The organism is Mycobacterium paraffinicum, assembly GCF_001907675.1.
Taxonomy (GTDB): Bacteria; Actinomycetota; Actinomycetes; order Mycobacteriales; family Mycobacteriaceae; genus Mycobacterium; species Mycobacterium paraffinicum_A.
The window spans coordinates 1-21512 of record NZ_MPNT01000026.1 but is presented as its reverse complement, the minus strand read 5'-3'; the positions used below and the strand labels follow the sequence as shown (position 1 = coordinate 21512).

Sequence of the window (21512 nt, the reverse complement as noted above, 5' to 3'; positions counted from 1 at the left end):
ATGACGATGAAAGAAAATCTCGAATTCACGTTCTTCGACTGCGACAACCACTATTACGAGGCACTGGATGCCTTCACCCGCCACATCGAGCCGGCGTTCAAGAAGCGCGCCATCCAGTGGGCGCAGATCGACGGCAAGCAGCGTCTGGTGGTCGGCGGCCGCGTCAACAGATTCATCCCCAACCCCACGTTCGATCCTGTCGGCAAGCCCGGCGCCCTCGATGAGTACTTTCGCGGTCGCAACCCCAAGGGGGCCGACATGAACGCATTGTTCGGCGAATTGGAGCCCATCCCCGCCGCGTATCGGGATCGTGACGCCCGACTGGCGCTGATGGACGAGCAGGGCATGCAGGGCTGCATCCTGCTACCGACCCTCGGGGTCGGGATGGAACAGGCGCTGCTGCCCGACTTCGATGCCACCGTCGCGACATTCCGCGCGTTCAACCGGTGGATGGACGAGGACTGGGGATTCGCCTACCGCGAGCGTATTTTCGCCGCGCCCTACTTCACGCTCTGCCAACCGGATGCTGCTGTGCGCGAGCTCGAATGGGCTTTGGAACGTGACGCCCGGTTCATCGTGATGGTCCCCGGACCGATCACCACCGCCATCGGCACGCGCGCACCCGGTGACCCGATGTTCGACGACTTTTGGCGGCTGGCAAACGATTCGGGTATTACCGTCTGCTACCACTCGGGCGAGAACTATTACTCGAAGTTCATGACGGCCTGGGGTGAATCCGACTACATGATGTCCTTTCAAGCGCTGCTCGGCTTTCGGTCGCTGTTCTCCGGCGACCCGATCCAAGACACTTTCGCCAACCATTTGCACAAAGGTCTGTTCCTGCGATTCCCCAACCTGCGCATGGCGTCCATCGAAAGCGGATCGGCGTGGGTGTTCCATCTCTTCGAGAAGCTGACGAAGTCCTACGGCCAGATCCCCTTCATCTACCAGGAAGACCCGCGCGAGACGTTCAAGCGCCACGTCTGGGTGTCCCCCTTCTACGAGGACGAACTGGCCAGCCTGCTCAAGCTCGTCGGCGCCGACCGCATCATCATGGGTTCGGACTTCCCTCACGTCGAAGGCCTCGCCAACCCAGCCTCTTACATCAAGGACCTAGAAAACTTCGACTACACCCCGGCCCAATGCCGAACCGTCATGCGCGACAACGGCCTCGAGTTGGCGACCCGCCGGCCCGTCTGACGCGACCCCGTGAAGGTCGACAAGGGCTCGCTGGTCGCGATGCTGCTGGAAGTCGGAGAGGAGAACGCCGCCGTCCTACTTGCCCGTTCGACGGTGGCCGACGAAATCGACACGGAAAAGGACCTGGACACCCTCCTGCATTTCGGGCTCGACCCGGATCAGGTCGACGAGGTCGCCCGGTTGGCCGTCGGCGCGATCGCCCCTGACGACGTCAACACCCGACGCCGACGCGACGAGATGGAAAAGGCGATCTCGCGCCGCTTGGCGGACCTGGTCGACGACTGGATATCGTAAGCCATTGCGGCATCGCATTGTCGGCGTCACGTCAGTTCGACCGAAGATCGCGGCGACAGCCGACCCGCAGAGCAGCCAGGTGACCACCCTGCAGTCAACGAATCCTGCGGCTAGCCGCGAATGGTGGTGAGGCGCTTCGCCGGTGCCGCGGCCACCACGCGGGCGCCGACCAACGCGGTCAGCATCACCGCCATGCACACCAGGCCGTCGTCCTTGAGCCCCCACCTGATGGCGGCGAGGATCGCCACACCCGCGACGCACAGCAGGCCACCGACGGCCGCTCCCCGCCCGCGCCCCCGCACGGTCGGGGCGCCGTCCCAGCCGGACAGCGGGTTGTTCTCCAGCGGGCGCAGCGCCACGAAAAGCACCGCCACGGCGACGATCACGACGAGCAGCTGCGCGACGCTCACGACGAGGAAGTCCGGCGCGCCCGGGTAGCGAGGGCAGCCGAGGTAGTCGAACGCCAGATGCACGCCCAGCAGCACGGGCATGTGCCACAAGTACAGGGTCATGGCCCCGGAGTTACCGATCGCCGTCCACCACCACACCCGTGGCCGCCGGGCCCAGCGCGCGATCGCCGGCGCGGCGGCAATCGCCAACGCGCTCAGGATGATTGCGTGGCCCGCCAACAGCAGTGAGGGCGGGCTGGTGTTGGACAGCTGGTGATCGCCGGTGCCGACCATGCTGACCTGATACGGACCCCAGGCCACCAGCGCGACGTCGACGGCGAACGCGATCGCCGCGACGGCCAGCGCGACGCGTCGGGTGAGCAACCGGCGGCGGTAGGCGATGCCGAACATGGCAGGGATAAGCCAGACGGCCAGGTTGAGGTAGCCCAGGGGCATCATGGCCGGCCAGTGCAGCCGGATGGCGTCGATCGCCGCGATGGTCCCGTAGACGCCGGCCACGGCGGCGGCGAGACGCCCCGCGGTGGTGATGCGGTACAGCACCGGCATGGCGGCCAGCACAAGCACGTAGGCCCCCAAGAACCACAGCAGCTGCGTGCTGACACCGGCCACCGGCTCGTAGACGTGTTGCGGCAGAGCCCGATACAGAACCGTCAGCACCACAGCCCAAAACGCCAGGTAGTAGAACACCGGCCGGAACAGCCTGGTGCAGCGTTTCATCAGCCAGTCACCCCAGTTCGTGCCTGCGGACCACGACGATAGGCAGGCCGCGGCGCCGGCGAAGAAGAACAGCGGCATGATCTGCAGGAGCCAGGTCGCCGCCTGAAACAGCACCGAGGTGGTCAGCAGGTTGTCCCAGATCAAGACGTGGTTTTCGATGATGCTGATGGCCATCACGGTGTGGCCGAGCACCACGCCGATCAGCGACGTGATGCGGATGACGTCCAGAACGCGGTCGCGGTCGGCCGGAGTGGCCGCCGCCACCTCGGCGACGTCGGGGAATCTGGTGAGAGCTGCCATGGGGATGTGCCGAACCTTTCGGGAAAACCATTGGGCGAGAACGCATCAAGCATTGCCGGTCGTGGGGGGCCTGCGCCCGCGCAGTTCTACGCGTCGGGCCTGAGTAGTACTACTCAGTTCGCGGCGGTGTTGAGCGGGTCGTAGTCGGCCAGCAGCTTCTCGATGCGCGCTTCATCCAGCCGCACCCGCACCGTCGCGGCCTCCTGCTGGTCGCGAATCACCTTGGCCAGGGTGAACGCGCTCGACACCAAGAACAGGAAGGTGATGCCGAGGAAGCCCCGCTGCCACGCGTCGAGCGGAAGCAGGTAGATACCGCCCAGCGCGGTCACGAAGCTGATCGCGAACGCGACAGCGGCCTGGACGAAAAACGCGGTGGTGGTCTTGGACATGGTGTTGGGAGTTGTCATGCCAAACAGCCTGCGGCGGCGCCCCGCTCGCCGGATCCGTAAGAATACTCAGATTCGCGGTTGCCGGTTGGCTGGGCTTGGGTCACACGCGCGTTGTCTCAGCCCAGCTGATCGCCAATCTCCTTGGCGGCCTTGACAAGCGCGGCGGCCACCGTCGCATAGCGGGCGGCGTCGAGCCGATTCTGGGGTGCGGCGGCGTTCAGCGCCAGCCGCAGCCCCGGCGCCCGCGTGGGTATCGGCACCGCGACGGAAGCGACACCCTCCTCGCTCTCCTCGCGGTTGATCGCGTAGCCGCGCTCGCGGATGGCGGCAAGCTCGGCCTGCAATTCGGTGCGGCTGCCGATCGACGATGAAGTGATGCGTTCCAACCGTTCTCGCGGCAGCAGCTGACGCAGCTCCGGCTCGGGCAGCTGGGCCAGCATCACCTTGCCCGTCGAGGTGCAATGCGCCGGCATGCTGCGGCCCAGCCGGGACGCCACCCGGACCGCGGCCGGTCCCTCGACGGCGGCGACGAACCGGACGCTGGCACCGTCCAACATCCCGACGTGAATCGTTTCGCGCAGCTGTTCGCCGAGGCTTCGCATGATCGGGGTGGCCGTTCGCTGGATGTCGATGCGGCCGAAGATCGCGAACGCGACACCAGTCAGCGACGGACCGGGCAGGTAGGCCTTGGACACCGGGTCCTGCCGGACGAACCCGCGGTAGGCCAGCATCGCGAGCAACCGGTGCGCGGTGGACGACGCCACGCCCAGGTATCGGGTGGCCTCGCTCAACCGGATCTGCGGTTGCTCACCCAACAGCAGCAGGAGTTTGAGCGCGTTGTCGACCGACTCGATCGGATACTGCGGCGCAAGCGAATCGGCGGCCGGGGCGCCGGCGGCCCGCTCGCGCTTTCTCGCCATGACAGTGAAGGTACTCGCGCCGATTGCGACTCACAGCAAGCTGAGCACGGCCGCGCCGAGGAGTCCCGCCACGACCACGACGCCGGTCGCGGCCGCGGTCGCCTTCCACCCGAAGCTGCGGGCGACCATCGCGGCACCCGGAACGCTCACCGCCGGAAGGGTGATCAGCAGCGCGCCGATCGTCCCCGACGATGCGCCCAGCAGGGCCAAACCCTGCAGGATCGGGATCTCCCCCGCCGTCGGGATGACCATCAGCGTGCCGGCGATCGCGACGACCGCGACCAGCAGCAGGCCCAGCAGCAGCCCGCGGTGCGCCGGTTGTCCCAAGGTGAGCAGGAAACCGCGGAACGCCCCGACCGTGAGCACCAACACCGCGTACTCGGGCAGCAGGAACAGCATCAACCACAGCAATGCCCGCACGAACCTGCGCGGCCTGCCCGCGCTCTCGTCGTCGGCCGGAGGCGCCATCGCGCGAGGCGGCGTCGGGCCCCGGCCGGACGGTCGGGAGAGCCATCCCACCGCGGCCCCGACACTCAGCACCGTCGCGGTTCCGACGACCAACCTGGTCAGGCTCCATTGCCAGGGAGCGACGAAGAGCAGAAAAACGAGCACCGCCGGGTTGAGCAGCGGGTTTCCCAACCAGTAGGCGATGGCGGCCGCAGGCGTGACGCCGTTGCGCCGCAGGGTGACCGCGACCGGTGCGGCGCAACATGTGCACATCATCGATGGCATGCCGGCGACTCCGCCGGCCAGCGCGCTGGACAACCGACCGTGGCGGTTCAAGACGCGCGGCAGCCACGGGCGCGGGATCAGCGCCTGCACCGAGGCGCTGATCAGCAGCGCGACCACCAACGCCGGCCAGATCGACGACACGTATGCGTGGAAGAAGGTCGCCGCGGCGTGCCAGGTCGGCCGATCGCCGGTGTGCACGCCGCCCACGGTCAGAACGCTCGATCCCGACCAGTGGTGGGTGCGATGGGCGCCGGCGGCCTTGCCGGCGTAAGGCAGCCACTTCGCCCACAGCAGCCCCGCCACGAACAGGGTGAGCGCGATGAAAACGCCGATCGCGACGTTCCCCCGAGGATCGGCGTGAATTGCATTGCCCTTCAAAGGCATCGCCATGCCCACCGACGCTAGTCGACGAACCGCGATCCTCCTCGGGCGCGGGGGTGGCCACGCCTGACCAACCGGGACCGCGATCGCGATTATTCTCGGCTTCGTGCGCGGGGCATTTCCCTCTGGATATCGCCGTTACGTCGCCATCGGGGACAGCCAGACCGAGGGCTTGTGGGACGGCGACGACGTCGTCGGCCTCCTCGGATTCGCCGACCGGCTCGCCGTCATGATCGATTCGCTGCACCCGGGCCTGCACTACGCCAACCTCGCGATCCGCGGCAAACGCATCGCCGACGTCCTGCACGAGCAGGTGCCGCGGGCCCTGGCGATGCGGCCGGACCTGATCACCGTGTGCGCCGGGATGAACGACGTGATCCAGCCGGGCCGGTCGTTCGGGCCCGCCCTGGTCGACCTCGAGCACGTCTACGCCGCGCTGGCCGGGTCCGGCGCGACCGTGGTGACGACCACGTTCCCCAACGTCGCGCAGTTCCTCCCGCTCGGGCGGCTGGTGTCCGGGCGTCTCGCACGCATCAACGCGGCGATCACCGCGGCCGCCGAACGCTACGGGTTCGGGCTCGTCGACCTGTACAACGCCCCGTCGATGCGCGAGCTGGACACCTGGGCCATCGACCGGGTGCACGCCTCCACCAAGGGGCACATGCTGTTCGCCGCCGCGGCCGCCGAGGCACTGAACCTTCCTGGCAGCAACCATGATTGGGCCCACGCGACTCCGGACGCCCGGCGGCGCTCGCGCACCGCCGGCGCGTACGAGCAGCTGCGCTGGACGCAGGACAGCTTCTTCCCGTGGATCTGGCGGCGGCTGCGCGGCATGTCGTCGGCCGACGGGCGCGAACCCAAACGCCCGCAGTTGGAGAGCCTGGGCACGCCGGCCGATGCGAACCGGCGGGTTTAGGGCGCACATCGGCGGGCGGTCAGGCATCCTGGACGCATGGACGTGGAGGCTTTGCTGCATGCGATTCCGCCGCTCGCCGTCTACCTGGTGGTCGGCGGTGTGGTCGGCCTCGAGAGCCTGGGGATTCCGCTGCCCGGCGAGATCATCCTGGTCAGCGCGGCCCTGATGTCCTCACACGACGACCTGCCCGTCAACCCGATCGGCGTCGGCGCCGCCGCGGTGATCGGCGCCGTGGTGGGCGATTCGATCGGTTACACCGTCGGGCGCAAGTTCGGCATGCCGCTCTTCGACCGCCTGGGCCGGCGGTTCCCCAAACATTTCGGTCCCGGACACGTGGCGTTGGCCGAAAAGTTGTTCAACCGCTGGGGAGTTCGGGCCGTCTTCTTCGGCCGCTTCATCGCGTTGTTGCGGATTTTCGCCGGGCCACTGGCCGGGGCCCTGAAGATGCACTATCCGCGCTTCCTGGCGGCCAACGTCTCGGGCGCTATCTGCTGGGCCGGCGGCACCACCGCGCTGGTGTATTTCGCCGGGATGGCCGCCGAGCGCTGGCTGGAGCGGTTTTCCTGGATCGCGCTCGTCATCGCCGTCGTGTGCGGTCTGATCGCCGCCTTCGCGCTGCGGGAACGGACCTCCCGGGCCATCGCCGAACTCGAGGCCGAGCACTACCGCAAGGCCGAGAACACCGCGGCCTGACTCTCAGCGGCTCAGCTGGCCGCCTCGCCGAGGTCCTCCGGCGCCATGGGCCGGTGCTCTTCGATGAGGCCGACCGCCATCCGGCGGGCCCGCAACGCCGCCTCGGTGTCGCCCACGCCGGCCAGCACGATGGCCCCCTTCATCAGGATGTGCCAGCACGAGGCGAAGTCCTCGACGTCGATCAACCCCGCGGCGACGGCGCGCTGGCGCACGATATCGCGGACGTGGTCGATGTGGACGATGCAGGCCTGCCCGGCCGGGGAATCGGGGCCGAGCTCGAGCAGCACGTTGATGAACGAGCAGCCCTCGTAGCCGTCGCGCAGCTGGATCCAGTCGTGCATGACGTCGAAGATCGCGAGCAGCTGCTCCTCGGGCGTCTCGCCGCGCTGACGGGACTGCTCCTCGATCAGGCCGTGCGTCCAGACTTCCTCGCGCCGTTGCAGCACGGCCAGCACGAGGTCGTTCTTGGTGGCGAAGTGGCGGTACAGCGTGGCCTTGGCGACGCCGGCCCTCTCGATCACCTCTTCGGTGCCGACAGCACGGATTCCACGCCGGCTGAACAGGTCATATGCGGCGGTCAAGATGCGTTCACGAGCCGACGCGGGAGGCGTTCCGACATCGCAAGTTGTCATAACAACGCACAACATACTCTTAGCCGCGACGTGTAGACAGACCGACCTGTCTTGTTATAGAAATGAGATTCGCACTCCGCGAAGAGTCTGTCTTCAGAGGGCAGGACGGGCATCCATCGCAGCGTCGTAGACGCGAGTCGATTAGGAGGCCACCGATGAGCTCGGCCATTGCAGAACCTATGACAACGACCCACCTCATGTTGAGCACCAAGCTGGTGTATGAGTTGGGCGATCCGAACAGCACGCTGCGCGCGACGGCCGATCGCAGCGGACCGGCGGTGCTCGTCTATGCGGGCGGGGAGATCGACGCTTGCAACGAGCACACCTGGCGCCAGTTGCTCAGTGAAGTCGCCGGCATCGTCGTCGCGCCGGGCCCCCTGGTGGTCGACGTCACGGGCCTGGAATTCATGGGCTGCTGCGCCTTCGCGGTGCTGGCCGACGAGGCGAAGCGCTGCAAGGACCGCGGCGTCGAGCTTCGCCTGGTCAGCCGGGAACCGATCGTCACGCGCATCGTCGACGCGTGCGGCCTGTCCATGCTGCTGCCCATCTACCCGACCGCCGACTCGGCGCTGGCGGCCGCGGCGCGTTGGTGACGGGGCCGCACCCGCACTGATCGGCCCGCCCCCGTCGGGATGAGCGAACCTCCCACCTTCGGCGCGGAGGAAGAATTCCTCCTCGTCGACCCGCGAACCGGCGAACCGGCTCCCCGAAACAGCGAGGTGGCCGCGGCAGCCGAGCGCCGGGGTGTCGACCTGCAGCTGGAACTGAGCAGCTGCCAGGTGGAGACCACGTCCAGCGTCGTGGCGACCAGCCCGGAACTCGGCGAGGAACTGTCCCGGTTGCGGCGCACGGCCGCGCAGGCGGCCCAGGCCGTGGGGCTGCAGTTGCTCGCGGCCGGGCTCCCGCCGGCCACGCCGCACGAGTTTCCCGTCACCGACACCCCGCGCTATCGGCGGATCGGCGCCGAATACGGAATGGTCGCGCACGAGCAGGGAATCTGCGGCTGCCATGTGCACGTGCAGGTGCCGGACCGCGCGGCCGCCATCCATGTCAGCAATTGGCTGCGGCCGTGGCTGCCGTCATTGCTTGCGCTGTCGGCGAATTCGGCGATCTATCGCGGCGCCGACAGCGGCTACGCCAGCTGGCGCAGCGTCCTGTGGCGACGCTGGCCGGTGGCCGGGCCCCCGCCCTTCTTCCCCTCACCCGAGGACTACGACAGCACGGTGCGGATGCTGATCGACAGCGAGGTCATCCTCGATCACAAGATGATCTATTGGGACGTGCGCCCGTCGGAGAACTTCCCGACGATCGAGGTGCGGGTGGCCGACGTGCCGGCGACCGTGGCCGAGACGGTGTTGCTCGCCACGCTGGTCCGGGCCGCGGTGATGACGGCGCTCGAGGACGACCAGCCCGGGCGGCGGCTTCCACCGGCGGCCCTGCGCGCGGCCTACTGGAAGGCCGCTCACGACGGCCTGGCCGGGCGCACGCTCGACCTGATGCACGGCGGCGGAGCCGTGCCGGCGCGTGAGCAGCTGGGCACGCTCGTGCAGCGCGTCGGGCCGGCCCTGCAATCCCTCGGCGAATATGAACGCGTCGTGGGCGAACTCGACCGCGTCGCCGCCCAGGGCAACGGCGCGATGCGCCAGCTACGGGCGTGGCGCAAGCGCGGTGAAGTGAGGGACGTCATCGACGAGGCGGCCGCCGCCACGCTGGACTGAAACCCGTTGCTGCGCTTGTGTTCACTCGCGCGTGCGTCCAGGGCGGCGACACGCCGTGGCGGGCCCTGCCGGGGCGCACAGTCAAAGCCGTGAACGCACGCTGGATGCGGCCACCGCTGCGCTGCCGGTCACGCCACTGCGACCAGTCGGTACAGGCCGATCAGGCCGACCACCACGATCGTGGCGCGCAGCGCGTTGCCCGAGAGCCGCCGCCCGTAACGCGCCCCGATCACTCCGCCGACCAGCGAGCCCGCCGCGATCAGCCCGGCGGCCGGCCAGCTGATCCGGTCGAACGCCACCAACGTATAGGCCACGGCGGCAACCACATTCACCACCAGGGTCAGCAGGTTCTTGGCGGCATTCATCCGCTGCACCGACTCCGGCAGCAGCGTACCCATCAGTCCGACCAACAGGATGCCCTGGGCGGCGGTGAAATAGCCGCCGTAGACGCCGACGGCGAACGTGCCGAGCACCAGCACGGCCATGCGGGCGGGGGTGATGTGCTCGGGTGAGCGGCCGGCCACCTCGGCGCGCCGGCCGGTCCACGCCTGGATCCGTGGGCCGACGACCACGAGCACGAGCGCCAGGACCAGCAGGACCGGCACCACCTCGGCGAAGACCTTCTCCGGCAGATGCAGCAGCAGGTAGGCGCCCAGCACCGCGCCGGCCAGCGAGGCGGGCAGCTGCCAGCGCAGGCGGTTCCATTGACCGCGCAACTCCGCGCGGTAGCCCCAGGTGCCCGACACGCTCCCGGCGACCAGGCCGGCCGCGTTCGACATGGTGGCGGTGACCGGCGGGAAGCCGAGGGCGACCAACGTCGGGAACGTGATCAAGGTGCCGGACCCCACGAGCGCGTTGATGGCGCCCGCGCCGAGCCCGGCCAAACAGATCAAGAGCATGTGGGAAGGCGACACTGAAGAAAAACCCTAGCCCGCCACCCGTTTCGGCCCGCGGGCGACCGCCGGATGCCGCTCTGCGTCAGGCGGACGGCGCCTCGGCGCCGCGGTCGACGCCGGTGCGCAGCTTGACCGACGCCGAATACGCGAGCGTCCGGAAGTGCAGGACCGGATCGTCGGAGGGCTCGATGCCGTCGGTCACGCGCATCGGGTCGAACACGACGATGTCGCCGCCGTGCTCACGCTCCGTCTCCAGGCCGGTGATCTCGATGGTGCCGACGGTCGCGATCTGAGTGCTCTGCCATGCCGCGGATGGGTCCACCGTGGAGTCGGCGGGCCCGGCGATCTGCACCCGATATTCGAACCGCACCGGCCCGCCGTCCAGGCGGGCGTTCAGCTCGTCGGTGAGGAAGTCCGCGCCCTCGCCCTGGGCAGCCGACGCGGACAGGTAAGTCTGCGCGGCGGCCGGAACCAGGTGGTAGCGAACGAATCTGGCGCTGCCGTCGGCGGCGACCCAGCGGAAGGCGTGCAGGCCGTGGTATTCGGTGGTGGCGTAGCTGGCCGGGATCTTGTTGGCGTCGCGCACCACCGGCAGCGCGCCGAGCAGCCGGGGATGGGTGAGGAAGTATTTGGCCATGCGCAGCGGCGTGGTCAGGCCGGGCCGCATCGCCTTGAGCAGATCGACGAATCCGTCGGGTGTGCTCGAGACGAACAGCCGGGCGGTCTGCGTCGACACGTCGGTGGTGGAGCCGTCGGGCAGGGTGAATTTCACCGCCATGCCGCGGATCCCCGGCACGTTGTCGCGCTGCTTGGGATTGCCGGCGCCGTTGGAGAAGCGGATCAGCGCCGGGACCGTCGAGCCGTCGAGATGCTTTGCGCGCGAAAGCATGACCGCGTCGGGGGTCGCGGTGAAGGTGCCGCGGTAGAGCGTGCCTTTGGCGTGCAGCGCGCGACAACCCGGCTGCGCGCCGCCGGTGCCTCGAATCGCCTCGATCGCCTCATCAGGTGTGACCATGGGCGAATCTTAAGGCGCTATTCGGGAAAGCCGAAGAGTTTGACGACACCGTGATCGCGGCCGGCGGTGTAGCCGCCGTCGACGGCGATGGCCTGGCCGCTGACGAAGGAGGCGTCGGGCGACAGCAGGAACGCCGCCATGGCCGCGACCTCCTCCGGCTGGCCCAGCCGTTGCAGGGCGTGTTCTTCGGTGATAGAACGCAGCGGGCCCTCCATGCCGGGCAGGCCGAAGACGCTTTGCGCCATTGGCGTTTCGATGAAGCCGGGGCAGATGGCGTTGGCCCGGATGCCGCTCGGACCGTAGTCGAGCGCGATGTTCTTGGTGAGCAGGACAACGCCGCCCTTGGCCGCGTTGTACGAGCTGCCGCCCGCCGTGCCTTCCAGGCCCTCGACGCTGGCGACGGTCACCAGCGAACCCCGTTCGCCGTCGACCCGGGGCTGCTCGATCATCCGGGCCAGCGCCGCCTTGGCGACCAGGAACGTTCCGGTGAGGTTGATCCCGATCACCCGGTCCCACTCGGCTCGGTCGAGTAGATGGGCCGGGCCGCCGCCGGCGACGCCGGCCGCGTGCAGCACGCCGTCGAGGCGGTCGGGCACGGCGGCCAACACCGCGGCGATCGCGGCTTCGTCGGTGACGTCGGCGGTCACGAACGTGAACGCCGGGCCCAGGTCGGGCGCGTCGGCCAGGTCGGCGCCGATCACCGTGCCGCCCTCGGCGATCAGGCGCCGAGCGGTCGCCAGGCCGATTCCGGACGCGGCGCCCGTCACTATGAAGGTGCGAGAGCGGTCACGCTCTGGGATCGCCACGTCTGGTCCCCTCGGTCGAAGGTCGGTTGGGCCGCAGACATGTTGACACAGCCGGTTTCGATAGAGGAGAACTATTATCAAATCGCCGCGCGGTCTTGGACAGGGCTCGCGTGCGGGGAGAGTGTTAGAAGCAGCGGCGAATCCCCAGTTTGCCCAGACCCCGAGCAGGAGCCAGCGCATGTTCTCGTCGACACCCATACGTCCGCGGCGGGCAGCCGCCACCCTGGCCGTCGCCACCGCCGTGACGGCGGCGATCGTCCTCTTCCCCACCGCTCCTTCGGCGCCGGTGCGGCTCGCCTCGACCGAGCCGGTCGAGGTTGCCCAGGGCGTCTCGATCGTCCCCGCTCCCGGTTGGACGCTCGGGCACCGCGGCCCGAATTGGGTGGCATTCAACAACGCCGACGGCAGCGCGCAGCTGCGGGTCGCGGTCAAGCCGGCCGGCGCGACGGATGTCGGCGCGGTGTTGCAGGCCGACATCGACGAGTACGCGTCGTCGTCCGGCCTGGGCGACATGAAGAATCTGACCGCCCCCAACACGCAGCCGCTGCAGAGCGCGAACTTTCAGCTTCAAGCGTCCATCGACTACACGGCCAACGTCCCGGCCCCGGGCGGCCCCATCCCCGTCCTGGGCACGTTCACCGAGCTGCTGAACACGTCTAATCAGCGGTCGGCCTTCATCGACTTCCGGCAGAACAACAACGCGACCCCGCAGGCCGTGGACGACGGCGGGATGATGATCCGCTCCATGGAGTGACGGCGGCGGACTGGCGCAGGCGAGTTAGCAAGGCGTGCACGGCTATTCGCCGTCCCCCTCTCGTCCCGGAACCGACGCATCGAACGCGTTGAGGGTGACGGCCACCATGGAGAAGCAGCCGACAAGAAAAACGATTTCGGCCAGGCCCCGCTCACCGAACGTGCGTCTCACCGCCTGGTACGTCGTCTCAGGAAGCACCCCGCCACGGTTCAGCGCCGCCGCCATGTCGTAGGCGACCGCCTGGTCACCGCTGAGGTCGCTGGGCCGCTCGCCGGCGGCGATGGTCGCGATTGTCCGGTCGGGCAGCCCCGCGCGGCGCGCGAAGTACTCGTGGCCGTACATCTCGTAGCGGGCACCGAACTTGGCGGCGGTCACCAGGATCACCAGCTGATGGACCGTCGCGGGCAGCACGCTGTGCTCCCAGAGCGCCTTGTTGAACGCCCAGGCCGGCTTCCCGAAATTCGGGAAATGCAGCCAGCCGTTGAAGGGGCCGATCAGGGCACCATCGTCGCGGCGGGCGATGAGTTCCCCGAAGTGGTCCTCGATCATCGCCGCCATGTCGTCATAGAGCTCCCGTTGATCAGCGCTCAACGTGGCCGGTGGCAGCGGTGCTAGACGCGTCCTTGCTGGCATGGCTCGATCCTGCGACGGCGGCCACAGTTGTGCCAGGACTTGTTGGTGACCAGTGGTAGGCGGAACCTCCCAGAGCAACGGGCAGGCCGTCCGGCGCGCCCTGGCATGATCGCGTAGCACAGACTGGAGCACACCGACCTCGGAGGGGTTCATGCCACCAGCCGACATCTCGGCCAACACCACGGAGACGCTCGCCGGGTTCGTCGAGCGACACGCAACGCAGCGGCCCGACGCCATCGCGATCCGCTTCGGCGAGCGGCAGTGGTCCTGGGCGGACTGGGCCGCGCGGATTCGTCGCATCGCGGGTGCCCTGCGCGCGGCCGGAGTGCGGCGCGGGCAGAGCGTCGCATTCCTGGACAAGAACCACCCCGCCTGCCTCGAGGTCCTTTTCGCCGCCGCGTCGATCGGGGCCGTCACCACCGTCGTCAACTGGCGCGTGATGGGCGACGAACTCGTGCATGTGCTCGACGACAGCGGGGCGCGGCTGCTCTTCGTCGGCGCCGAACTGCGGGCCGCGGCCGAGGCGGCCGCCGCGCGGGCGCCGGGCGTGGAGCGCATCGTCGTGGTGGACGACGAGTACGAATCCCTGCTGGCCGCCGCCCCGCCCATCGAGCGCGACACCGAGGTCCACGAGAGCGAAACCGCGCTGGTGATCTACAGCTCGGGCACCACCGGCCGACCGAAGGGCGTGTTGCTGAGCCAGCGGGCGCTGGTCAACCACGCGGCGAACCTGGCGCCGGCCTTCCCGTTCGACGACGGTGACGCCAACCTCGTCGCCATGCCGCTCTTTCACGTCGGCGGAATCGGGTACGCGCTCTTCGGGATTCGGGCCGGGGTGCCGACGATCATGACCCGCGAGCCCGACGCCGCGGCCCTGACAGCGGCCGTGCGGGCCGGCGCCACCCACGCCTTCTTCGTCCCGCCGGTGATCGCCCGGTTCCTCGATGCCGGCGAGTCGGCCCACGGCACGATCGCGGGCCTGCGCTACATCGTCTACGGGGCCGCGCCCATGCCGCTGCCGCTGCTGCACCGGGCGCTGACGACCTGGCCCGACACGCGTTTCGTGCAGGTGTACGGGCAGACCGAACTGTGCGGCGCGGTCACCGCGCTCAGCGACGACGACCACCGCGATTCCACCCGCCCGCACCTACAGCTCGCGGCCGGAAAGGCGGTGCTGGGCACCGAGATTCGGGTGGTGGATCCCGAGACGGGCGCCCCCGTGGCCGCCGGGGAAGCCGGCGAGATCTGGGTGCGGAGCAACCAGAACATGACCGGCTACCTGAACCTGCCGCAGGCGACCGCCGAGACGATCACCGACGAGGACTGGGTGCGCACGGGCGACGTGGGGCGCCTGGACGCCGACGGCTACGTCTACATCGAGGACCGCCTCAAGGACATGATCATCACCGGCGGCGAGAACGTGTACGGGCCGGAGGTGGAAAGCGTCCTCGTCGAGCATCCCGCGATCACCGACGCCGCGGTGATCGGCGTGCCCGACGACTTCTGGGGCGAATCGGTCAAGGCGATCGTGGTGGCTGACGGCGAGGTCGATGCGCAGGAGGTGATCGATTTCTGCCGTCAGCACCTCGCCGGCTACAAGTGCCCGCGGACGGTGGACTTCGTGGCATCACTCCCCCGCAACGCGAGCGGAAAGATTCTGAAAGCCGATCTGCGCGAACCGTATTGGCGCGGCCACGGACGGGGCATATGAGCGCCGTCGATGCGTGGCGGCGCGAGTGTGCGATCAGTGTGCTCGGCGGTCCGACCACGGTGGTCGACATCGCTGGCCGGCGGATCGTGATGGATCCGACGTTCGATCCGCCGGGTGCCCATGCGTATCTGACCAAGCTGACCGGCCCGGCGGTGAGTGCCGAGGCGCTCGGCCCAGTGGATGCGGTGCTGATCAGCCACGACCAGCACCCCGACAACCTCGACGACGACGGCCGCCGGATGGCCCTGGCCGCGCCGCTGGTGCTCACCCACCCCGGTGGCGCCGCCCGGCTGGGGCCACCCGCTGTTGGGGTCGCGCCCTGGGACACCTATGACCTGTCCGGATCGCTTGCGGTGCAGGCGGTTCCGGCGGTGCACGGGCCGGCCGACGGCCAGCGTGACGCGAGCGGCCATGTCAACTGCGAGGTGACCGGCTTCGTGCTGTCCGGACCGGACCTGCCCACCGTGTACCTCAGCGGCGACAACGCCTCGATGGCGGCGGTCAAGGACGTGGCCGACAGGGTGGGTGTCGTCGACGTCGCGGTGCTGTTCGCGGGCGCGGCCAGCGTGCCGGCCAAGGAGCGCGGGCGGCCGCTGACCCTGACCTCGGCGCGCGCGGCCGCCGCCGCCGAGATTCTGGGCGCCCGCGTCGTCATACCGGCCCACGTCGACGGCTGGGCCCACTTCGGCGAGGGCGTGGACGAGTTCGCCGCGGCCTTCGACCAGGCCGGGATCGGCGACCGGTTGCGGGTCGCTCCCCATGGGGAATGGATCGACTTATAGCCGTCCCTCGACCCGCAGGTCGGGGTGCACCCAGTCGGGTGAGCGGCGCTCCTTGAACGCGCGGTAGCCCTCGCGCGCCTCCGCGTCGCTCAGGCTGCTCGTCATGCCGATGCGGTCATAGAGGCCCAGGTAGCTGTCGATGCTGGACTTGATGACACCGCGGGCGCGCGGCGCGGTCCGACAACATTGCGCGAGTAGCTCTTTCGCGGTGTCCAGCAAGTCGTCGTGCGGCACGACGCGGGTGACCAGGCCCCAGTCCAGGGCCTCCGCGGCGGTCAGCACCCGTCCGGTGAACATCAGGTCGCGGGTGCGCACCGGCCCGATGACGCGGGTGAGCATCTGGCTGCAGTAGGTGTCGGCGTAGCCGCGGAACAGCTCGGGCACGCGGAAGGTGGCCCGCTCGCTGACCACCGACAGATCGCTGCACAGCGCGATCTGAAACCCGCCGCCCTGGCACAGGCCGTTGACCGCCGAGACGACGGGTTTGGCCGACGTGCGCACCGTGTCGAACGGCGTGACGTCCATGCCGAGCGTGCCGCCGAAGGTGATCCAGTTGTCCGTGGCTCCCCCGCCGCCCATGTCACCTCCGGGCGCGAACACGTCCCCGGTCCCGGTGATCAGCAGCCCGGCCAGGTCGGGGTCCTCGGCGACACGTCCGACGGCGTAACGGATCCCGAAGTACATCGCGGGGGTCAGGGCGTTACGCGCCTCGGGACGGTCGATGGTGCACACCGCGATCGACCCCTGGCGCTCGAAGGTGAGGTAGGGCGTGCCCAGCCAATCCCCCTCCGGCGGGCGGTGGGTGTCGTGTGGTGTCGTTGGCTGCCGTGTCACGGGACTCCTCTCGCCGCGGCGGCCCCCGGGCGGCGCTACCGTCGCTATTACAGTATCGACGGGTTTGGGCCGCCCGTCGGTGGGTCGCGGCGCGCCCTCATGGGCGCGGTGGACGCACGCGGGGCCTACCCGGCAGCCGGCGGGCGAGCGGCGCACCGCATAGCCTGGCGGCATGCTCACCGAGTTGATCGACCTTCCCGGCGGCGACTTCCTCATGGGGTCCGACACTTTCTACGCCGAGGAAGCACCCGTGCGCGAAGTGACCGTGCGGCCGTTTTCGATCGAGCGTCATCCGGTGACCAACGCCCAGTTTGCCGAATTCGTCGACCAGACGGGCTACGTCACCGTCGCGGAGAACGCATTGGACGCGACCGCATTCCCCGGGGTGCCGCCCGAGGACCTGGTACCCGGTGCGCTCGTGTTCACACCGACCTCCGGGCCGGTCGATCTGCGCGCCTGGCGGCAGTGGTGGACCTGGATGCCGGGCGCCTGCTGGCGGCAGCCCTTCGGGCCGGGGTCCTCGATCGAAGATCGGCTCGACCATCCGGTGGTGCAGGTGGCCTATCCGGACGCCGCCGCGTACGCGAGCTGGGCCGGACGGAGGTTGCCCAGCGAAGCGCAGTGGGAGTACGCCGCGGGCGCCGGCATGTCGTCGACCTATGCGTGGGGCGACGACGTCGCTCCCGGCGGTCAGATCATGGCCAATACCTGGCAGGGCAAATTCCCTTATCGCAATGACGGCGCTCTCGGATGGGTGGGTACCTCCCCGGTAGGCACGTTCGCGCCCAACGACTTTGGACTGGTCGACATGATCGGCAACGTCTGGGAGTGGACCACCACCCGCTACAGCGCCGGTCACCACACGACGCCCAGCTGTTGCCCGACGCCGGCGACCGGCGACCCCTCCGTGATGCAGACGCTCAAGGGCGGCTCACACCTGTGTGCACCGGAGTATTGCCATCGATACCGTCCTGCCGCGCGGTCGTCGCAGTCTCAGGACAGCGCGACCACCCACATCGGATTCCGCTGCATCGCCTCCTGACAAAAGTGGCGAAACATTGTCGATAACGCCGTGGCATATGCCCTGGCCTACGGCGTAACGCACCGGCCAGGTGGCGTAACATTGCGCTAACCGCCACCCCCGGTCATTGGTGGCACAGTGAGGCCATGCCCCGGCGCCCGCACATTCCTCCTAAGGACTTTCCCCGTCCTGTCACTCGGGAGTACGCCGGTACGCGGGCAGACGCGGCGCGGTGGGTCCGCGACGTGTTACGCAGCCAGATCCTCGAGGGCGCCTATGGCGGACTGGCCGCCGCCCGCCCGGCGCTGCCGTCGGAATCCGCTCTGGCCGCCGAACTGGGAGTGAGCCGCAACGCCATCCGCGAAGCGCTGGAACTGCTGCGGGGGGAAGGTCTGATCACTCGCGTGCAGGGCTCCGGCACGTTCGTCACGGGCGCAAAGTTGCGCCAGCACCTCGACCGGCTCGAAGGTCTTGCGGAATCCCTTGCGGGGCACCGGCTTCCAGTGGACAACAGGGTCTTGTCCGTACGTGAATCCACCGCCACCCCGTTCGTGGCGGCAAAACTGCAGCTGCCCGAGAACGCCCCCATCCTGTTCATCGAGCGCCTTCGTTCGGTCGGAGGGCTGCCGCTGTCGCTGGACACCACGTCGCTGCGCATCGGGGCCATTCCGATGGACGCCCAACTCGACAAGCAGGACGTATTCGCCCTCATCGAGCAGGAACTGGGCGAGCGCCTGGGTTGGGCCGAGATCACCGTCGAATCCGTCGTGGCGGACCCTAACACCGCCACACTGCTGCAGATCCGCACCGGTGCGCCGCTGCTGTTGTTGCACCGCCTGACCCATTTGCGCGACGGCACACCGTTCGATCTGGAGACGGTGCGCTATCGCGGTGACCGATGCTCACTGGTCACGACCGCCACGCGGGAGGACGCACCGCCGCCGCCGTAGTCGGCCGATCCACACCGCAAAAACGATTCATCCCGCACTAATTGAGAGGTGGCACCGTCATGCCCGCACAACCCAACATCGTGTACTTCCATGTGGACAACCTCGGCATGGGGGAGCTCGGCTGCTACGGCGGAGGGATCCTGCGCGGCGCCGACACCGCCCGCGCCGACGCCTTCGCCGCCGAGTCGCTGAAGCTGTCGCACTTCGTGGTCGAACCACAGTGCACCCCAACCCGGTCGGCACTGATGACCGGGCGCTATCCCATCCGGTCGGGCAATCACACCATCGCATTGGGCGGAAACGGTGGTGGGATCGTCGCCTGGGAACGCACCATGGGCGACATCTTGTCCGAGGCCGGTTACGCCACTGCGTGTTTCGGAAAATGGCACATCGGCGCCGAGGACGGCCGTTGGCCCACCGACCATGGCTTCGACGAGTGGTACGGCCCGGCCCGCACCTACGACGAGTGCCTGTGGCCCGACGACCCGTGGTACGACGCTGAGCGCGACGGCTACTCGTATATGTACGAGGGCACCAAGGCTGACGGGGTCACCGCCACCGACCAGCAGCTGACGGTCAAGCTCAAGGGTGAGATGGACGGCGAATACGACCGTCGTGCCAAGGCGTTCATGAAACGCAGCGTCGAGGCAGGCAAACCGTTCTACCTGTACCACAACCACTCGTTGATGCACTTCCCGATGGAGGTGCGCGAGGAGTTCAAGGGCAAGAGCACCAACGGCGCTTGGGGTGATTCGCTGCTGATGCTCGACCACGACTTCGGCAGCATTCTCGATTATCTGGCCGAGCTGGGCATCGAGGAGAACACGATCGTGGTGTTCGCCGGCGACAACGGCGCCGAGGACCACCTGGCCGGTCGCGGCACCGCGGGCTTCTTCGACGGCTCCTACTTCAGTTCCGCCGAGGGCGGGATCCGCACCCCGTGCCTGATCCGCTGGCCGGGCAAGGTCAACCCTCGCGAGAGCAACGAGATGGTGCACGTCACCGACATGTTCCCGACGCTGCTGCGCTGGGCCGGCTGCGACGTCCCCGACGACCGCATCATCGACGGCATCGACCAGCGCGAGTTCTTCGCCGGCGCCAACGAATCCAACCGCGAGGGCTGCATGGTATGGCTCAACGAGGAACTACACGCGGTGAAGTGGTCACAGTTCAAGATCAACTTCAAGCGGCAGCAGCACTTCCATGACCCGGAGATCCCGCTTGGCTTCGCCCGCATCACCAACCTGCTGGAGGACCCGAAGGAACGCGAGGCGGTCAACCAGACCTGGGTGCGGTGGTGGGTGATGCAACACGCCTACCGGTTCATCCAGGCGTTCGACGAGAGCGTGAAAACCGAGGAGCTGATCCCAGCGGGGGCGCCGCTGGACTTCGTTCCGGCCCGCACCGCCTAGGAGGTATGGCCGATGGCCGACGGTGTTACTCCCAACGGTTATGGCGCACAATCGATCACCATTCTGGAAGGCCTCGATGTTGTCCGCAAGCGACCGGGCATGTACATCGGGTCCACCGGGGAACGCGGCCTACACCATTTGATTTGGGAGGTCGTCGACAACGGCGTCGACGAAGCCATGGCCGGCCACGCCCGCCGCGTGGACGTGACGCTGTTGGCCGACGGCGGGGTCGAGGTGACTGACGACGGGCGTGGGATTCCGGTCGCGATGCACGCGACCGGAATCCCCACCGTGGACGTCGTGATGACGCAGCTGCACGCCGGGGGCAAGTTCGACGCGGAGTCCTACAGCGTCTCCGGCGGATTGCACGGAGTCGGGGTTTCCGTCGTCAACGCCTTGTCCACGCGACTCGAGGTGGACATCTGTCGCGACGGATTCCGATGGTCGCAGCACTATGACCACGCCAACCCCGGCGCCTTGACCCGCGGGGCGCGCACGACACGGACCGGCACGACGGTGCGGTTCTGGGCCGACCCCGACATTTTCGAGACCACGCTGTATAGCGCCGAGACCGTGTCCCGAAGATTGCGAGAAATGGCCTTCCTGAATAAGGGGCTACTGCTGACGCTGACCGATCGACGCTCCAATGCCGCCGATCCCCCACAGCAGCGTACGTTTCACTACCCAGGCGGCCTGGTCGACTACGTCACCCACCTCAACCGCGCGAAGTCGCCGATCCAGCCCAGCATCATCGAAATCTCGGGCAGCGAACCGGGACATGAGGTCGAGATCGCGATGCAGTGGAACGAGGGCTACTCGGAGTCGGTGCACACCTTCGCCAACACCATCAACACCCACGAGGGCGGCACCCACGAAGAGGGCTTCCGCAGCGCGCTGACCTCGGTGGTCAACAAGTACGCCAAAGACAAGAAGTTGCTCAAAGAGAAGGACGCCAACCTCACCGGGGAAGACATCCGCGAGGGCCTCGCCGCGGTGATCTCCGTCAAACTCGCGGAGCCGCAATTCGAGGGCCAAACCAAGACGCGGTTGGGCAACGCCGACGTCCGCTCCTTCGTCCAGAAGATATGCCACGAGCAGCTCGCCCACTGGTTCGAGGCCAACCCGGCCGAAGCGAAGATCATCGTCACCAAGACCGCGTCCTCCGCTCGGGCACGCATTGCGGCGCGCAAGGCGCGGGAACTGGTGCGCCGCAAGAGCGCCACCGACCTCGGCGGCCTGCCGGGCAAGCTGGCCGACTGCCGCTCCACCGACCCCCGGAAATCGGAACTCTATGTGGTGGAGGGTGATTCGGCCGGCGGCTCGGCGAAGAGCGGCCGCGACTCGATGTTCCAGGCGATCCTGCCGTTGCGCGGCAAGATCATCAACGTCGAAAAGG

23 protein-coding genes are annotated in these 21512 nt (G+C 68.3%); 13 read left to right on the top strand and 10 right to left on the bottom strand.

Going from position 1 to position 21512, the window contains the following annotated elements:
* Together BRW65_RS22610 and BRW65_RS22605 are read left to right on the top strand one after the other, a co-directional pair.
* The gene (locus BRW65_RS22610) at window positions 1–1200 is read left to right on the top strand and encodes an amidohydrolase family protein (RefSeq protein ID WP_244168169.1); all 1200 of its coding nucleotides are present in this window, start codon (window positions 1–3) and stop codon (window positions 1198–1200) included.
* 9 nt (window positions 1201–1209) lie between these two features.
* Entirely contained in the window at window positions 1210–1494 is a 285-nt protein-coding gene (locus tag BRW65_RS22605) for a hypothetical protein (protein WP_073878492.1), read from the top strand.
* Between the two features lie 110 nt (window positions 1495–1604).
* Here BRW65_RS22605 and BRW65_RS22600 read toward each other — a convergent pair whose 3' ends face one another.
* The 4 genes from BRW65_RS22600 to BRW65_RS22585 all read right to left on the bottom strand — a co-directional run bounded on the left by BRW65_RS22600 (window position 1605) and on the right by BRW65_RS22585 (window position 5352).
* A complete protein-coding gene (locus BRW65_RS22600; protein ID WP_073878490.1) occupies window positions 1605–2921 on the bottom strand; it encodes an acyltransferase family protein in 1317 nt (438 codons plus the stop codon).
* Between the two features lie 113 nt (window positions 2922–3034).
* Window positions 3035–3328 (bottom strand): YiaA/YiaB family inner membrane protein, encoded by a 294-nt coding sequence (locus BRW65_RS22595; RefSeq protein ID WP_073878488.1) that lies wholly within the window; start codon window positions 3326–3328, stop codon window positions 3035–3037.
* A 98-nt stretch (window positions 3329–3426) separates the two neighbouring features.
* On the bottom strand, window positions 3427–4230 hold the full coding sequence (locus BRW65_RS22590; RefSeq protein ID WP_073878487.1) for an IclR family transcriptional regulator: 804 nt from the start codon (window positions 4228–4230) through the stop codon (window positions 3427–3429).
* Between the two features lie 30 nt (window positions 4231–4260).
* On the bottom strand, window positions 4261–5352 hold the full coding sequence (locus BRW65_RS22585) for a permease (protein WP_073878485.1): 1092 nt from the start codon (window positions 5350–5352) through the stop codon (window positions 4261–4263).
* Between the two features lie 97 nt (window positions 5353–5449).
* Here BRW65_RS22585 and BRW65_RS22580 point away from each other — a divergent pair, with 97 nt between their 5' ends.
* Together BRW65_RS22580 and BRW65_RS22575 are read left to right on the top strand one after the other, a co-directional pair.
* The gene (locus tag BRW65_RS22580; protein WP_073878483.1) at window positions 5450–6259 is read left to right on the top strand and encodes an SGNH/GDSL hydrolase family protein; all 810 of its coding nucleotides are present in this window, start codon (window positions 5450–5452) and stop codon (window positions 6257–6259) included.
* Window positions 6260–6295: 36 nt separating this feature from the next.
* On the top strand, window positions 6296–6952 hold the full coding sequence (locus BRW65_RS22575) for a DedA family protein (protein WP_073878480.1): 657 nt from the start codon (window positions 6296–6298) through the stop codon (window positions 6950–6952).
* Between the two features lie 11 nt (window positions 6953–6963).
* Here BRW65_RS22575 and BRW65_RS22570 read toward each other — a convergent pair whose 3' ends face one another.
* Complete coding sequence (locus tag BRW65_RS22570; RefSeq protein WP_073878478.1) at window positions 6964–7584, bottom strand: TetR/AcrR family transcriptional regulator; 621 nt, start codon at window positions 7582–7584, stop codon at window positions 6964–6966.
* Between the two features lie 155 nt (window positions 7585–7739).
* On the opposite strand from BRW65_RS22570, the gene BRW65_RS22565 reads away from it, so the two are divergent.
* Both BRW65_RS22565 and BRW65_RS22560 read left to right on the top strand, forming a co-directional pair.
* A complete protein-coding gene (locus BRW65_RS22565) occupies window positions 7740–8177 on the top strand; it encodes an anti-sigma factor antagonist (RefSeq protein ID WP_073878476.1) in 438 nt (145 codons plus the stop codon).
* A gap of 39 nt (window positions 8178–8216) precedes the next feature.
* On the top strand, window positions 8217–9302 hold the full coding sequence (locus BRW65_RS22560) for a glutamate--cysteine ligase 2 (protein ID WP_073878474.1): 1086 nt from the start codon (window positions 8217–8219) through the stop codon (window positions 9300–9302).
* A 128-nt stretch (window positions 9303–9430) separates the two neighbouring features.
* Here BRW65_RS22560 and BRW65_RS22555 read toward each other — a convergent pair whose 3' ends face one another.
* From BRW65_RS22555 to BRW65_RS22545, 3 genes are all read right to left on the bottom strand, one after another.
* Window positions 9431–10216 carry a sulfite exporter TauE/SafE family protein gene (locus BRW65_RS22555; protein ID WP_073878472.1) on the bottom strand — a complete coding sequence of 262 codons (786 nt, stop codon included), beginning with the start codon at window positions 10214–10216 and terminating at the stop codon, window positions 9431–9433.
* 64 nt (window positions 10217–10280) lie between these two features.
* On the bottom strand, window positions 10281–11213 hold the full coding sequence (locus BRW65_RS22550; RefSeq protein WP_073878470.1) for a catalase family peroxidase: 933 nt from the start codon (window positions 11211–11213) through the stop codon (window positions 10281–10283).
* A gap of 17 nt (window positions 11214–11230) precedes the next feature.
* The gene (locus BRW65_RS22545; protein WP_139273212.1) at window positions 11231–12019 is read right to left on the bottom strand and encodes an SDR family NAD(P)-dependent oxidoreductase; all 789 of its coding nucleotides are present in this window, start codon (window positions 12017–12019) and stop codon (window positions 11231–11233) included.
* 178 nt (window positions 12020–12197) lie between these two features.
* Here BRW65_RS22545 and BRW65_RS22540 point away from each other — a divergent pair, with 178 nt between their 5' ends.
* Window positions 12198–12773, top strand: a complete 576-nt coding sequence (locus BRW65_RS22540) for a hypothetical protein (RefSeq protein WP_432206449.1) — start codon at window positions 12198–12200, stop codon at window positions 12771–12773.
* 42 nt (window positions 12774–12815) lie between these two features.
* Here the strand turns inward: BRW65_RS22540 and BRW65_RS22535 are convergent, their stop codons facing one another.
* Window positions 12816–13406: a carboxymuconolactone decarboxylase family protein gene (locus tag BRW65_RS22535; protein ID WP_073878468.1), complete on the bottom strand. Its 591-nt coding sequence runs from the start codon at window positions 13404–13406 to the stop codon at window positions 12816–12818.
* Window positions 13407–13557: 151 nt separating this feature from the next.
* Here BRW65_RS22535 and BRW65_RS22530 point away from each other — a divergent pair, with 151 nt between their 5' ends.
* Together BRW65_RS22530 and BRW65_RS22525 are read left to right on the top strand one after the other, a co-directional pair.
* Window positions 13558–15117: a long-chain-fatty-acid--CoA ligase gene (locus BRW65_RS22530; RefSeq protein ID WP_073878466.1), complete on the top strand. Its 1560-nt coding sequence runs from the start codon at window positions 13558–13560 to the stop codon at window positions 15115–15117.
* Entirely contained in the window at window positions 15114–15899 is a 786-nt protein-coding gene (locus BRW65_RS22525) for an MBL fold metallo-hydrolase (protein WP_073878464.1), read from the top strand. The genes BRW65_RS22530 and BRW65_RS22525 overlap by 4 nt, the downstream gene beginning before the upstream one ends.
* Here the strand turns inward: BRW65_RS22525 and BRW65_RS22520 are convergent.
* Window positions 15894–16733 carry an enoyl-CoA hydratase/isomerase family protein gene (locus BRW65_RS22520; protein ID WP_073878462.1) on the bottom strand — a complete coding sequence of 280 codons (840 nt, stop codon included), beginning with the start codon at window positions 16731–16733 and terminating at the stop codon, window positions 15894–15896. The genes BRW65_RS22525 and BRW65_RS22520 overlap by 6 nt on opposite strands.
* A 172-nt stretch (window positions 16734–16905) precedes the next feature.
* Here BRW65_RS22520 and BRW65_RS22515 point away from each other — a divergent pair, with 172 nt between their 5' ends.
* The 4 genes from BRW65_RS22515 to BRW65_RS22500 form a co-directional block, all read left to right on the top strand.
* Window positions 16906–17775, top strand: a complete 870-nt coding sequence (locus BRW65_RS22515; protein WP_073878460.1) for a formylglycine-generating enzyme family protein — start codon at window positions 16906–16908, stop codon at window positions 17773–17775.
* Window positions 17776–17999: 224 nt separating this feature from the next.
* On the top strand, window positions 18000–18704 hold the full coding sequence (locus BRW65_RS22510) for a GntR family transcriptional regulator (RefSeq protein WP_084187927.1): 705 nt from the start codon (window positions 18000–18002) through the stop codon (window positions 18702–18704).
* 59 nt (window positions 18705–18763) lie between these two features.
* Entirely contained in the window at window positions 18764–20116 is a 1353-nt protein-coding gene (locus BRW65_RS22505) for an arylsulfatase (protein WP_073878458.1), read from the top strand.
* Window positions 20117–20128: 12 nt separating this feature from the next.
* A partial coding sequence (locus BRW65_RS22500; protein WP_073878456.1) for an ATP-binding protein occupies window positions 20129–21512 on the top strand: 1384 nt, incomplete at its 3' end.